The 12,723-nt window shown below is 73.8% G+C and carries 13 protein-coding genes; 3 read left to right on the forward strand and 10 right to left on the reverse strand.

The features are described 5' to 3' along the window. Positions 1-4 precede the first annotated feature (4 nt). From IE273_RS20230 to IE273_RS20240, 3 genes are all read right to left on the reverse strand, one after another. Positions 5-2,341, reverse strand: a complete 2,337-nt coding sequence (locus IE273_RS20230; protein WP_189816585.1) for an ATP-binding cassette domain-containing protein — start codon at positions 2,339-2,341, stop codon at positions 5-7. Positions 2,342-2,370: 29 nt separating this feature from the next. Continuing rightward, on the reverse strand, positions 2,371-2,568 hold the full coding sequence (locus tag IE273_RS20235) for an antitoxin (protein WP_189816586.1): 198 nt from the start codon (positions 2,566-2,568) through the stop codon (positions 2,371-2,373). A gap of 75 nt (positions 2,569-2,643) precedes the next feature. Beyond that, positions 2,644-3,651, reverse strand: coding sequence for an LLM class flavin-dependent oxidoreductase (locus IE273_RS20240; protein ID WP_189816587.1), 1,008 nt, complete (start codon positions 3,649-3,651; stop codon positions 2,644-2,646). Between the two features lie 105 nt (positions 3,652-3,756). On the opposite strand from IE273_RS20240, the gene IE273_RS20245 reads away from it, so the two are divergent. Next, the gene (locus IE273_RS20245; RefSeq protein WP_189816588.1) at positions 3,757-4,248 is read left to right on the forward strand and encodes a phosphatase domain-containing protein; all 492 of its coding nucleotides are present in this window, start codon (positions 3,757-3,759) and stop codon (positions 4,246-4,248) included. A 21-nt stretch (positions 4,249-4,269) separates the two neighbouring features. Here IE273_RS20245 and IE273_RS20250 read toward each other — a convergent pair whose 3' ends face one another. After that, positions 4,270-4,485 carry a dodecin gene (locus tag IE273_RS20250; RefSeq protein ID WP_189816589.1) on the reverse strand — a complete coding sequence of 72 codons (216 nt, stop codon included), beginning with the start codon at positions 4,483-4,485 and terminating at the stop codon, positions 4,270-4,272. Positions 4,486-4,694: 209 nt separating this feature from the next. Between IE273_RS20250 and IE273_RS20255 the strand changes: the two genes are divergently transcribed. Then, positions 4,695-5,951: an extracellular solute-binding protein gene (locus IE273_RS20255; protein WP_189816590.1), complete on the forward strand. Its 1,257-nt coding sequence runs from the start codon at positions 4,695-4,697 to the stop codon at positions 5,949-5,951. A 15-nt stretch (positions 5,952-5,966) separates the two neighbouring features. On the opposite strand, the gene egtD is transcribed toward IE273_RS20255, so the two are convergent. The 4 genes from egtD to egtA are packed head-to-tail and all read right to left on the reverse strand — an operon-like array spanning position 5,967 to position 10,427. Further along, complete coding sequence (gene egtD, locus IE273_RS20260) at positions 5,967-6,926, reverse strand: L-histidine N(alpha)-methyltransferase (protein WP_189816591.1); 960 nt, start codon at positions 6,924-6,926, stop codon at positions 5,967-5,969. Beyond that, the gene (gene egtC, locus IE273_RS20265) at positions 6,923-7,738 is read right to left on the reverse strand and encodes an ergothioneine biosynthesis protein EgtC (protein WP_189816592.1); all 816 of its coding nucleotides are present in this window, start codon (positions 7,736-7,738) and stop codon (positions 6,923-6,925) included. Before egtC ends, egtD begins: the two co-directional genes overlap by 4 nt. Continuing rightward, a complete protein-coding gene (gene egtB, locus IE273_RS20270; protein WP_189816593.1) occupies positions 7,738-9,081 on the reverse strand; it encodes an ergothioneine biosynthesis protein EgtB in 1,344 nt (447 codons plus the stop codon). The genes egtC and egtB overlap by 1 nt, the downstream gene beginning before the upstream one ends. Continuing rightward, a complete protein-coding gene (gene egtA, locus IE273_RS20275) occupies positions 9,078-10,427 on the reverse strand; it encodes an ergothioneine biosynthesis glutamate--cysteine ligase EgtA (protein WP_189816594.1) in 1,350 nt (449 codons plus the stop codon). The genes egtB and egtA overlap by 4 nt, the downstream gene beginning before the upstream one ends. A 270-nt stretch (positions 10,428-10,697) precedes the next feature. On the opposite strand from egtA, the gene IE273_RS20280 reads away from it, so the two are divergent. Further along, positions 10,698-11,522 (forward strand): TIGR02452 family protein, encoded by an 825-nt coding sequence (locus IE273_RS20280; RefSeq protein WP_189816595.1) that lies wholly within the window; start codon positions 10,698-10,700, stop codon positions 11,520-11,522. A gap of 211 nt (positions 11,523-11,733) precedes the next feature. Here IE273_RS20280 and IE273_RS20285 read toward each other — a convergent pair whose 3' ends face one another. Both IE273_RS20285 and IE273_RS20290 read right to left on the reverse strand, forming a co-directional pair. Continuing rightward, positions 11,734-12,180 carry a type II toxin-antitoxin system PemK/MazF family toxin gene (locus IE273_RS20285; RefSeq protein WP_189816596.1) on the reverse strand — a complete coding sequence of 149 codons (447 nt, stop codon included), beginning with the start codon at positions 12,178-12,180 and terminating at the stop codon, positions 11,734-11,736. Between the two features lie 46 nt (positions 12,181-12,226). Then, positions 12,227-12,697 (reverse strand): cupin domain-containing protein, encoded by a 471-nt coding sequence (locus IE273_RS20290; RefSeq protein WP_189816597.1) that lies wholly within the window; start codon positions 12,695-12,697, stop codon positions 12,227-12,229. Positions 12,698-12,723: the final 26 nt, after the last annotated feature.

A 12,723-nucleotide genomic window follows, 5' to 3' on the forward strand; every position in this document is an offset into this window, starting at 1 on the left:
GGGCTCAGGGCATGACCCGTGCCAGATAGGGCGCCGTCGCGCTGCCCTCCGCGCGGGACACCCGGTCCGGCGGGCCGGCCGCCACGATCCGGCCGCCCCGGTCGCCGCCGCCCGGACCCAGGTCGATCACCCAGTCCGCGCCCGCCACCACCGTCATGTCGTGCTCGACCACGACGACGGTGTGCCCGGCGTCGACCAGCCCGTGCAACCGGTCCATCAGGACCTCCACATCGGCCGGGTGCAGACCGGTCGTCGGCTCGTCCAGCAGGTACAGGGTGTGGCCCCGGCGCCCGCGCTGGAGCTCGCTCGCCAGCTTGATCCGCTGCGCCTCCCCGCCGGACAGCTCGGTCGCCGGCTGGCCGAGCCGCAGATAGCCGAGGCCCACGTCCAGCAGGGTGCCGAGGCTGCGGGCGGCGGCGGGGGAGTCCGCGAAGAACTCCGCCGCGGCCTCCACGGTCAGGTCGAGCACGTCGGCGATGGTCCGTCCCCGGTACGTCACCTGGAGCGTCTCGGGGTTGTAGCGGGCGCCGCCGCAGTCCGGGCAGGGCGCGTAGGTGCTCGGCAGGAACAGCAGTTCCACGCTGACGAACCCCTCGCCCTGGCAGGTCTCGCAGCGCCCACCGGCCACGTTGAACGAGAACCGCCCGACGCCGTACCCACGCTCCCGCGCCTCCTCGGTGCCGGCGAACACCTTCCGCACGACGTCGAACAGGCCGGTGTAGGTGGCCAGGTTGGAGCGCGGGGTGCGCCCGATGGGCTTCTGGTCGACGCGGACCAGCCGCTCGATGCCGTCCAGGTCCTCCGTCAACTCGCCGATCAGCGTGGACTTGCCGGAGCCGGAGACACCGGTCACCGCGGTGAACGCGCCGAGCGGGAACCGTGCCGTCACCTCCCGCAGGTTGTGCCGGGTCACCGGGCCCACCGCCAACCAGTCCCGCGGTGTGCGGACTTCGCGCGGCGGACCGGGCGACTCGTCGAAGAGGAACACGGCCGTCGCCGACTCCTCGACCGAGGCCAGCTCGGCGACCGGCCCGCTGTACAGCACCCGCCCGCCGTGCTCGCCCGCGCCGGGGCCCACGTCGACCACCCAGTCGGCGCCGCGCACCACCTCCAGGTGGTGCTCCACCACGAACACCGAGTTCCCGGCCGCCTTCAGCCGGTCCAGCACGGTCAGCAGGGCCTCGGTGTCCGCCGGGTGCAGCCCCGCGGAGGGCTCGTCCAGCACGTACACCACACCGAACAGCCCGGACCGCAACTGCGTGGCGAGCCGCAGCCGTTGCAGCTCGCCCGCAGAGAGGGTGGGGGCGGCCCGGTCCAGGCTGAGATAGCCGAGCCCCAGCTCGACCACCGGCGCGATCCGGGACATGAGGTCGGCTTTGAGTACCCGGGCCGTCTCCGTCCCGGTGCCGCCGTCGAGCAGTCCCGCGAGGTCGGTCAGCGGCAGCGCGGCCAGCTCGGCGATGGTCCGCCCGCCGAAGGTCACCGCGAGGGCCTCGGGCCGCAGCCGGCTGCCCCCGCAGGCGGGGCAGGGCGCGCTGGTCAGGAAGCGCTCCGCCTTCGCCCGCAGGGTCGGCGACTTGGTGTCGGAGAACGTCTTCAGGACGTACCGGCGGGCGCTCATGTAGGTGCCCTGGTACGGCCGTTGGATGCGGTCGGCGTCCCGGACCGGGTGGACGGTGACCACCGGCTGCTCGTCGGTGAACAGGATCCACTCGCGCTCACGGGCGGGCAGTTCGCGCCAGGGCCGGTCCACGTCGTGACCGAGCGTGTCCAGGATGTCCCGCAGGTTCTTGCCCTGCCAGGCGCCCGGCCAGGCCGCGACGGCGCCCTCCCGGATGGTCAGCGAGGGGTCCGGGACCAGCAGCTCCTCGGTGGTCTCGTGCACCTGCCCGAGGCCGTGGCACGTGGGGCAGGCACCGGCCGCCGTGTTCGGCGAGAACGCGTCCGAGTCCAGCCGCTCGGCGCCGGGCGGGTAGGCGCCGGCGCGCGAGAACAGCATGCGCAGCGAATTGGAGAGGTTGGTGACCGTGCCCACCGAGGAGCGCGAGCCGGGGGCGGAGCGGCGCTGCTGGAGCGAGACCGCGGGCGGCAGCCCGCTGATCTCGCCGACCTTGGGCGCTCCCACCTGGTGGATCAGCCGGCGCGCGTACGGGGCGACCGACTCGAAGTACCGCCGCTGCGCCTCGGCGTAGACCGTGCCGAACGCCAGGGACGACTTGCCCGAGCCGGAGACGCCGGTGAAGACGGCGAGGACGTCCCGGGGGATGTCCACGTCGACGCCCTTGAGGTTGTGCTCGCGGGCGCCGCGGACGCGGACGTACGGGTCATGGGGGCTGTGCATCGGGGGGATACTCTAACCGCCCCCGCGCGCTAGACCTGCGGGGGGTTGTCCCGGTCCTGCGGCCGGGTGCCGAACTCGTCGCGCAGTTTGTCCTGGCCGGTGTCGACCTGCGACTGGTACTTGTTCCCGGTGCGCTCGTCGATGTAGTCGCCGCCCTTGCCGATGCCCTTGTCGGCCATACCCTCACGGCCCTTGAGCATGCCCTTGATCTTGTCCTTGAGGGACATGGCAGCCCTCCTCGTCGCTAGGGGTTCGCCCTCCCAGGGTCACCGGCCCCGGCCGGGTTCGCATCTCGGGGCGGGTCACCTGACCGGCGCGAAGAGCGCGGCGAGCCGCCGGTGGGAGTCGAGCAGGGCCGTACGGTCGTAGGTGCTGGTGGTGACGAGCACCTCCTCGGCGCCCGTCTCCTTGAGCACGGTCTCCAGCTCGTGGGCGACCTGGTCCGCGGTGCCCGCGATGTGCCCGGCGAGCCCGGACGCGTAGAGGTCCCGTTCCTTCGCGGTCATCGCACGGGCCTCGACCGCCTCGGCGGGGGCGAGCGGCGGGAAGGTGCCGTGCGTGCGGGAGTACGCCATCGCCCAGGCCTCGGGGACCAGCAGCCGGCGCGCCTCGGCCTCGGTGCCGGCGACCGCCACCGTGCCGGAGATCACGACGTACGGCTCGGACGCCCAGCGGGAGGGGCGGAACAGGGAGCGGTACTGGTCGATGCCGCGCAGCATCTTCGCGCGGCCCCGCAGGTCTCCGATGACCATGGGCAGGCCCGCGCGGGCCGCGATGGGCGCGCCCTCGCCCATGGCCAGCACGAACGGCGGCACGGTCAGCCCCTCCGCGGGGCGGGCGTGCACCCCGGTCGGCGAGCTGCCCGTGAACCAGTCCAGCAACTCGCCGAGCCGGGCCGCGAAGTCCTCCGCGTCGCCCTTGTCCCGGCCGAGCGCCCTGCGCACCCCGTCCGTGAAGCCGACGGAGCGGCCGAGCCCCATGTCGACACGGCCCGGGAACAGGGCCTCCAGCACCCCGAACTGCTCGGCGACCACCAGGGGCTGGTGGTTGGGCAGCATGACCCCGCCGGTGCCGACCCGGACGGTGCGGGTGGCGGCGGCGACCGCGGCGGCGACCGCGGTCGGCGCGGAGCCGGCGACACCCGGCACGCCGTGGTGCTCGGACACCCAGAACCGGTGGTAGCCGAGCGCCTCCACCTCGCGCGCCAGCGCGACGGTGTCCCGCAGCGCCTCGGCGGGCGGGTGGCCCTCGCGGGTGCGGGAGCGGTCGAGGACGGAGAACCGGGTCCGGCTGATCAGCGTGCTGCTCACAACAGGGTTCAACGCCGTGGCAGGCCCGGGATTCCCGCGGCCACCCCCGGTGGGTGCGCGGGTACGCGCCGTACGGCCGGCCGGGGGCTGGTTAGGGTGGTCGGTGTGACCGACAGCAGCGAGCGCCCGCTCGCCGTGTTCGACCTCGACAACACGCTTGCCGACACGGCCCACCGCCAGCACTTCCTGGAGAGCCGGCCGCGGAACTGGGACGCGTTCTTCGCCGCCGCGCCCCAGGACCCGCCGATCGCCGAGGGCGTGGCGCTGGCCGTGGAGAGCGCCCGCGCCTGCGAGGTCGTCTACCTCACCGGCCGCCCCGAGCGGTGCCGCCGGGACACGTTGGAGTGGCTCGCGGCCCACGGGCTCCCGGAGGGGCGCGTGCACATGCGGCGCGACGCCGACCGCAGGCCGGCCCGGTTCACCAAGCTGGAGATCCTGCGCCGGCTCGCCCGGGACCGGGAGGTCCGGGTGGTCGTGGACGACGACGAACTGGTCTGCGACGACGCCGAGCGGGCCGGTTTCACCGTCGTACGGGCCCGCTGGGCCGCGAAGTCGGCAGCCCTGCAAGAGGCGCAGGAGTGGGAAGGACGTACCTGAGCAGGGCCCGAGCGGACGGGCTCAGTCGCCGTCCTCCAGGCGGAAGCCGACCTTCAGGCCCACCTGGTAGTGCTCGATCCGGCCGTTCTCGATCTGGCCGCGGACCTGCGTCACCTCGAACCAGTCCAGGTTGCGCAGCGTCTGGTCGGCGCGGGCGATGCCGTTGCGGATGGCCTGGTCGACGCCCTCGTGCGAGGTGCCGACGATCTCGGTGACCCGGTAGGTGTGGTTCGTCATGCGGGTGCTCCTCTCGTGTCGCGCCGTACTCCACCGTGCCGTATCAGCGCTCCGCGCGCACGGCGTCGCGGGCCGGCCGGGGCCGGCCCTTGACCTCGGCATTGGTCCATACCAAAATCCGGAACACCCGTACGAGCCGCGCGCTCGTCCCCCCACGTCGGGCCCCCACCCCTGTCCCAGCACTCTCGCCAGACAGAACAGGACCCCTCGTGAGACGTCGTCTGCTCGCCCTCATCTGCGTCACCGGTTCACTCGTCAGCGGCTGCGGGATGCTCCCCGGCGACCACGACCGCAAGACCGTGACCGTGTGGCTGATGAAGGGCAGCGCCTCCGGGGAGTTCCTGCGGCGGTTCACCGAGGACTTCGAACGCACCCACGAGGACCTGCGGCTGGACATCCGCATCCAGGAGTGGACCGGCATCGTCGACAAGGTCCGCGGCGCGCTCAGGGACGGCTCCGGCGACGGCCCCGACGTCATCGAGGTCGGCAACACCCAGGTGCCGCTGTACGCGGACGGCGGCCGGCTCGCGGACCTGACCCTGGAGTCGATGCGGGACTGGGGCAAGGAGAAGTGGCTGCCCGGTCTCGCCGAGCCCGGCAAGGACGGGAACAAGCAGTACGGCATCCCGTGGTACGCCGCCAACCGCGTCGTCATCTACCGCAAGGACCTGTTCGAGCAGGCCGGCGTCACCGGCCCGCCGAAGACTCGCGACGCGTGGCTCGCCGCCACCGAGAAGCTCGACTCCGGCGGCAACCAGGGCATCTACCTCGCCGGGCAGGACTGGTACACGCTCTCCGGCTTCATCTGGGACGAGGGCGGCGACCTCGCCCGGGAGAAGGACTACGAGTGGCAGGGCACCCTGGACACCCCGGCCGCGCTGCGCGGCATGGACTTCTACCGCCGGCTCCAGGCGCTGGGCGAGGGGCCCGTGGACGCCGACGAGGAACACCCGCCCCAGGCCGGGGTGTTCGCCGGCGGCAAGGTCGCGCAGATCGTCGCCGTACCCGGGCTCGCCCAGGCGGTCGTCCGGCAGAACCCGGGCCTGAAGGACAAGCTCGGCTTCTTCCCCGTGCCCGGCCGGACCGCCGGGCGGCCCGGCACGGTCTTCACCGGCGGCTCGGACCTGGTCGTCCCGCGCAACACCGACGACCAGTTCGCCGCGACCGCCGTCGTCGGGGCGCTCACCGGCGCCAAGTGGGACACCGAGCTCGCCCGCGCCATGAACTACGTGCCCAACAAGACCACGCTGGCCGACGCGGTCGGGGGTGAGGAGGGGGTCGCCGCCATGGCCGCGGGCGCGGCACACGGCCGGGCGACCCCCAACACCCCTCAGTGGGCCGACGTGGAGGCCGACAACCCGATCAAGGAGTACATGACCCGGGTGCTGGGCGGCGCGGACCCGGCGACCGAGGCCCGCCGCGCCTCCCGCGAGATCACCGAGGCGCTCGCCCCGAACGTGGGCTGACCGGGCGCACCCGGCTCACCGCACCACGCTCAGCGACAGTGCGAACCGGCCCTCGGCGTCCGTCCACCAGTGGGTCAGCTCCAGGCCGGCCGCGGCCAGTTCTCCGGTCACGCCCTCCTTGCGGAACTTGGCCGACACCTCGGTGCGCAGCTCCTCGCCCGCCGCGAAGTCCACGGCGAGATCCAGCGCGGGCACCTTCACGGTCTGCGCGGTACGGGAGCGCAGCCGCATCTCGATCCACTCCCGCTCGGCGTCCCAGAGGGCCACGTGGTCGAACGCGTCCGGGTCGAAGTCGGCGCCCAGTTCGCGGTCGACCACGGCCAGCACGTTCTTGTTGAACGCGGCCGTCACCCCGGCCGCGTCGTCGTACGCCCGGACCAGCACCCGCTCGTCCTTCACCAGGTCCGTGCCGAGCAGCAGCCCGTCGCCCGGGGCGAGCAGCGCCCGCACCGAGGCGAGGAACCCCGCGCGTTCGACGGGCAGCAGGTTGCCGATCGTGCCGCCGAGAAAGGCCACCAGCCGGGGCCCCGGTGTGGCGGGCAGGGCCAGCGGGGCGGTGAAGTCGGCGATCAGGGCGTGGACTTCGAGGTCGGGGCGCTCCTCGATCAGGGCCCCGCCGGCCTGGGTGAGGGCGCTCTCGCTGACGTCGACCGGGACGTACGCCGAGAGGGGGAGCGCGTCGATCAGATAGCGGGTCTTCTCCGAGGAGCCCGAGCCCAGTTCGACCAGGGTGCGGGCACCGCTCGCGGCGGCGATCTCACCGGACCGGGCGGCGAGGACCTCCCGTTCGGCGCGCGTGGGGTAGTACTCGGGCAGTTCGGTGATCCGCTCGAACAGCTCGCTGCCGCGGGCGTCGTAGAACCACTTGGGCGGCAGCCACTTGGGAGTGGCGGTGAGGCCGCGCAGGACGTCGGCGCGCAGCGCGGCGTCCGTCGCGTCCTCGGGGAGCGTGAGGGTGACGTGCAGGGGGCTCAACGGCAGGGCTCCTTCGGTGATCGGGGTGCCCCCGCTCGGGCGGAGCCGAGCGCGGGCGAGGCCGCCGGGTCCTCCAGCGGGGCGAGCAGCACGCCGGCGCGGCTCGCGGTGAGCACGGTGCGGTCGGGGACCTCCCGCCAGAACGGGTCGTCGTCGTACGGCTCGGAGGCGACGACCGTGCTCCGGCCGGGCTCCGTGCGGTACCAGAGCGAGTCGCCCCAGGCGGTGGCCGTGATCGTGGCTCCGTCGGTCAGCAGCAGGTTGAGGCGGGAGGCGGGGGCCGCCCACGCCAGCTGGCGAACCGTTTCTCCCATGGCCTGGTCCGCTTCGTCGCCGCTGCGCAGCCGGTGCAGGACCAGCGCCCAGACGAACGCCGAGTCGTTACGGGCCTGGAGCGAGAGCAGCTCGACCGGCGGCAGCGCGGACACCAGGGGCGCCGCCGCGTCCGGCCAGCCCGCGACCGCGCCGTTGTGACTGAACAGCCACCGTCCGGACGCGAACGGCGCCGCGGCGGCCTCGGCGTCCGCCCCCGCGAAGGTCGCGTCCCGGACGGCCGCGAGCACGGCACCCGAGCGCACCACCCGGGACAGGTCGGCGAAGGACAGGTCGGCCCAGATCGGCCCGGCCCGCCGGTAGCGCGCCGGTACCGGGTCCTGCGAGGCGTACCAGCCCACCCCGAAACCATCGGCGTTGACCGTGCCGTGCCGCTGCCGGCGCGGCGCCCACGACTGGCGGAACAGACTGTGCGGGGGCTCCGTGAGGACCCGGCCGAGCGGTTCCTCGGGGCCCAGGTAGGCAAGGTGACGGCACATCAGACCGTCTCCGAGCGTGCGGTGCGGAACCCGGAGAAGATCTGCCGGCGGATCGGATAGTCCCAGTTGCGGAAGGTGCCCCGGCAGGCCACCGGGTCCACGGCGAACGAACCACCGCGCAGCACCTTGTGCTCGGGGCCGAAGAACACCTCCGAGTACTCCTTGTACGGGAAGGCGCGGAAGCCCGGGTACGGCAGGAAGTCGCTCGCCGTCCACTCCCACACGTCACCGATCAGCTGCCGGACGCCGAGCGGCGAGGCACCGGCCGGGTAGCTCCCGGCGGGAGCGGGCCTGAGGTGCCGCTGGCCCAGGTTGGCGTGTTCCGGCCCTGGGTCGGCGTCGCCCCACGGGTAGCGCCGCGAGCGGCCGGTGGCCGGGTCGAAGCGGGCCGCCTTCTCCCACTCCGTCTCGGTGGGCAGCCGCCGCCCGGCCCAGCGGGCGTAGGCGTCCGCCTCGTACCAGCACACGTGCAGCACCGGCTCGTCGGGCGGGACCGGTTCCGTGATCCCGAACCGGCGCCGCAGCCACTGGCCGCCGTCCCGCCGCCAGAACAGCGGGGCGGATATGGCGTGCTGCCTGATGTGCGCCCAGCCCTCCGGCGACCACCAGCGCTCGGTGTCGTAGCCGCCGTCCTCGATGAACGCCTGGTACGCCGCGTTCGTCACCGGGGTCGTGTCGATCCAGAACGGTGCCACCTCGCGCGGGTGCGCCGGGCGCTCGTTGTCCAGCGCCCAGGGCTCGCTGGAGGTGCCCATGGTGAACGGCCCCCCGGGGACGAGGACTTCGGCCGGACCGGTGAAGAGCGGGACCGGCTCCGGGTCCGGGGCGGTCAGCGCCTGCGGGCCCTTGCGGAGCTGATGGGTGATCAGCATGGTCTCGTCGTGCTGCTGTTCGTGCTGGGCGATCATGCCGAAGGCGAAGCCGGCCTCGGTCAGCCGGGTGCCGTGGAAGTCCGCCGTCTGGAGCAGGTCCAGCGCCCGGCCGCGCACCTCCGCCGCGTACCGGCGGGCCTCGGCGGGCGGCAGCAGCGGCAGGGTGGGGCGCTCGGACCGCGGGTGCTCGAAGGCGTCGTACAGGCTGTCGATCTCGGGCCGCATCGACTCCCGGCCGCCGACCGCCCGCAGCAGCCACAGCTCCTCCTGGTTGCCGATGTGTGCCAGGTCCCACACCAGTGGGGACATCAGCGGCGAGTGCTGGGCGGTGAGGTCCGGTTCGTCGACGCAGGAGGTCAGCAGCGTGGTGCGGTCGCGGGCGGTGGTGAGGGAGGCCAGTGCGCGCTCCCGCAGCGCCTCGGCGTCCGTCTCGGCCGTCCGGGTCTGGATGTCGGTCTCGGGGGCGGTCATGTACGGATGTCCTTCCTCCCGCGGGCGGTGCGGGTGCGTCCGGCCGGGCCGGACCCGGACGAGGGCGGGGCGGTCACGGGCAGTCGGTCCAGCAGGTCGTCGGCCGGGCAGCGGCCCCGGGCGACATAGCGGTCCCGGAACGCGGCCACGGCGTCGGTGACCCGGCTGGTGGCGCCGAGCCGGGGCAGCGCGTCCAGGGCCGCCGCGAAGCAGACGTCGGCGGCCTCGCGCAGCTCCGGGTCGGCGAGCCCGGACCGGGCCGCGTCGACCCACAGGGGGTTGTGCGGTGCGGGCCGGTCAAGGGCCCGTTCACCCAGTGGTTTCACGGTCCGGTAGGCGGTCTCGGCGGCCTCCGGGTCGTCGAACAGCGCTGCCGTCACCGCGAGCGGCACGATCCAGCCGTCCTCGCCGGGCTGGGCGTCGATCATCCGCAGCTCCAGATGGCCGCGCGGCCGGACCGGCGGGAACAGCGTGGTGAGGTGGTAGTCGAGGTCCGCCCGGGTGGGCGGCCGGGGCGAACCGGAGCGGGTCCACTCCCGGAAGGTGAGCCCCTCGGGCACCTCCCACGGTCCGCTGTCCCGGCGCACGCACATCACCGGCGCGTCCAGCACGTGCCGGGCCCAGGCGGCCCGCGGCTCGCCGTTCGGCGGGGGAGCGCCGGCCCGGCCGGCACCTATCTCCGTCCATATCAGCTGCCGGGCGGACCGCCAGCCCGTGGGGCGACCGCCGATCAGCGACGAGTTGGCGAACGCGGCCACCAGGACCGCGCCCAGCTGGTGCGCCAGCCACCAGCGCCGGGTGTGCCCCAGCGGGCCGGGCTCCTCGTGTCCGGCGTCCACGCAGACCTGGACGGACGCCGAGGCGCACATCATGTGCCGGCCGGCCGGACCGGTGCGGTCCAGGCAGGTCTCCATGGCGTCGTAACGGGGTTCGTGCAGGAATCTGCGGGGCGGGTGCCAGGGATCGTGACCGATGCCCGCGAGGCCGAGACCGTCCTGGGCCAGCACGGCCCGGACGGCGTCCAGGTCGGCGGAGACGGTGTCGACGCACTCCATCAGGGAGGCGGCGGGCGGCGAGCTCAGCTCCAACTGGCCGCCGGGTTCGACGGTGAGCGCCGATCCCAGGGGTACGGCCCGCACGGTGGCGTAGGCCGCTTCGAGTCGTTCGGGTGTGACCGGGAGCTGCGGCAGCTCCAGCGGGTGGACGAGCCACTCCAGCTCGACACCGAGGGTGCGGGGCGGTCCGGTCTTGAAGCAGATGCCCCGGACCAGGGCCTCCACCTCGGCCTCGGTGACGGCGGTGCGGTGCTCCGTACAGTCACCACCGTCGCTGTGTGTATGAGACATGTCGGGATCCTCCTGAGATTCCACCATGCCACGGGCACGGCGTCCGGGCCGGTGGCACTCGTTCCACCCAAGACCTTCGCACCGATTCGCACAAGAGTGCCAGCGGGGACGTTCCGGATCCGTCACCTCCGTTTCCTTGGATGTCTCCGGGCCGTCGCGGAGCCGGGAAACTCCGTTGCACCGCATCACCAGCATCACCCAGGATGCGTGCATGAGCACGACGGGGGAGACCGCGCGGGCCGCGGTCGTGGCGCCCACGGGGGTGGCGCCGTGAGCGCGCGCCTGCGCGGGATCGCCGAGGAAACGGAACGTATCGTGGCCGCGGGCCGGTATATCGCCTCGGACGGCCGGGAGGTGTCGCTCGCAGAATCGGTGCAGGCCGCGCGGGCGGGCACCCGGATGTACGGCCCCGCCCCGGTGCCGGTGACACCGGCAAGCGGAACCGAGTTGGTGGTCGAGGTCACCGGCGAGAGCAGCCTGGAGGCGGCCCGCCGGCTCGCCGACGCCCCCGTCGCCGTCCTGAACTTCGCCTCCGCCCGCAATCCCGGCGGCGGTTACCTCAACGGCGCGCAGGCGCAGGAGGAGGCGTTGTGCCGCGCCTCCGCGCTGCACACCTGCCTGCTGACGGCCCGTGCCTTCTACGACCATCACCGCGCCGACCGCGATCCGTTCTACTCGGACCGCGTGATCCATTCCCCGGCCGTCCCCGTCTTCCGCGACGACCGGGGCCGGCTGCTCGCCGAGCCGTACCATGCGGGCTTCCTGACGGCCGCCGCCCCCAACGCGGGTGTGATCCGGCGGACGGCGCCGGAGCGGGCCGCCGCGCTCCCGGCAGCCCTGGCCGTACGGGCCGGACGCGTCCTGGAGACGGCCGCCGCCCACGGTTACCGGCGGCTGGTGCTCGGCGCCTGGGGCTGCGGCGTCTTCCAGAACGACCCGGCGCGGGTCGCGGGGGCCTTCCGGACGCTACTGGGGCCTGACGGCCGGTTCGCCCGGACGTTCGAGCACGTGGTGTTCGGAGTGTTGGACCGGACGCCGGGGGCGGTGGTGCGGGGGGCGTTCGAACGGGCGTTCCCGGAGTCGGTGGGGGTGTAGTAGCGGGGATTCGGGAGTTGGGGGTCCGGCTGCCGGCTGCCGGCTGCCGGCTCGGCCCGGGACCAGGGGGCGGACCCTGCCGTATCGCTCGACCGTGGGCACGGCCCGTGGGGCTCGGGGGCGGTCAGGTCCAGCCGTACGCTCGTGCCGCGGCCCGGCGCGCTCAGGTCCACCCTTACACCCGTAACGCACGTGCCGTGGCCCGGCGCGCTCAGGTCCAGCCGTAACGTTCGTGCAGGCGTTGGCGGACGAGGTTGAACCGCATGCGGTCCAGCGCGCACGCCTCGCGGCGCATGCCCTCCTCGTGCAGTCGCAGCACCCGGTCCACGTCCACCCACGAATCACGGCCCGACCGGTCCCACGGCCCGCTCCCGATCGCCACCCACTCGCGGTCGCCGTCGTGCCGCTTGCTGGACAGCTGTACGGCGAGCAGGGTGCCGGCGGGCTCCCGGGCCACCACCAGCACCGGGCGGTCCTTGCCCCGGCCGTCGTTCTCCTCGAACGGCACCCAGGTCCATACGATCTCCCCGGGGTCCGGGTCGCCGTCATGGGCCGGGGAGTACTCGGTGCGCACCCGGCCGACCTCGCGCGGGTCGGCCTCGGTGGTGGCGTGCGGGCCGTACCGGCCGGGGACGTTCTCTTCGGTAAACGTGCTCACGGAGGCACCCTAGTGGTCCGGCCAACCCGGCCCCGGAGCAGGTGGGTTACTGCGAGGCCGAACCGGGGTGCCGATCCGGTGCGGAGCCGGGGCGCTGGAGCGGTGCCGTGCCCGTCGGGCGCGCGCCGATCCGCATGCCGGGGCGCCGGCTGTGCACCGTCAGGTAGGTCAGCCCGGACTCGCCGGCGGTGATGCTGCGGGCGGCGCCGTGCGGCAGCCAGACCAGGGCGCCCTCGGTGAGCGCCTCCACCGCCTCCGAGGAGCCGTTGCCGAGCGTGCCGTCCCCGGCGACGACCAGGACCAGCACGTCCAGTTGCGCCTCGGTGTGGGCCGTGATCCGCCCGCCCGGAGCCAGCCGGACGACGTTCGCGTCGAGTTGCCGACCGCTCTCCGCCAGCTTCCACAGCACCCCGGCCGGTGCCGGGGGCGTGTCGGCCAGCGCGCGGGTGTCGCACAGCACGCGCGGGTCCGTCGCCGGACGGGCTGCTGCAGTGGCGGTCGCGGACGGCGACGTCATCTGGTGTTCTCCTCGGCTCTTCCGTA

The organism is Streptomyces olivaceoviridis, from assembly GCF_014650115.1.
Classification (GTDB): domain Bacteria; phylum Actinomycetota; class Actinomycetes; order Streptomycetales; family Streptomycetaceae; genus Streptomyces; species Streptomyces olivaceoviridis.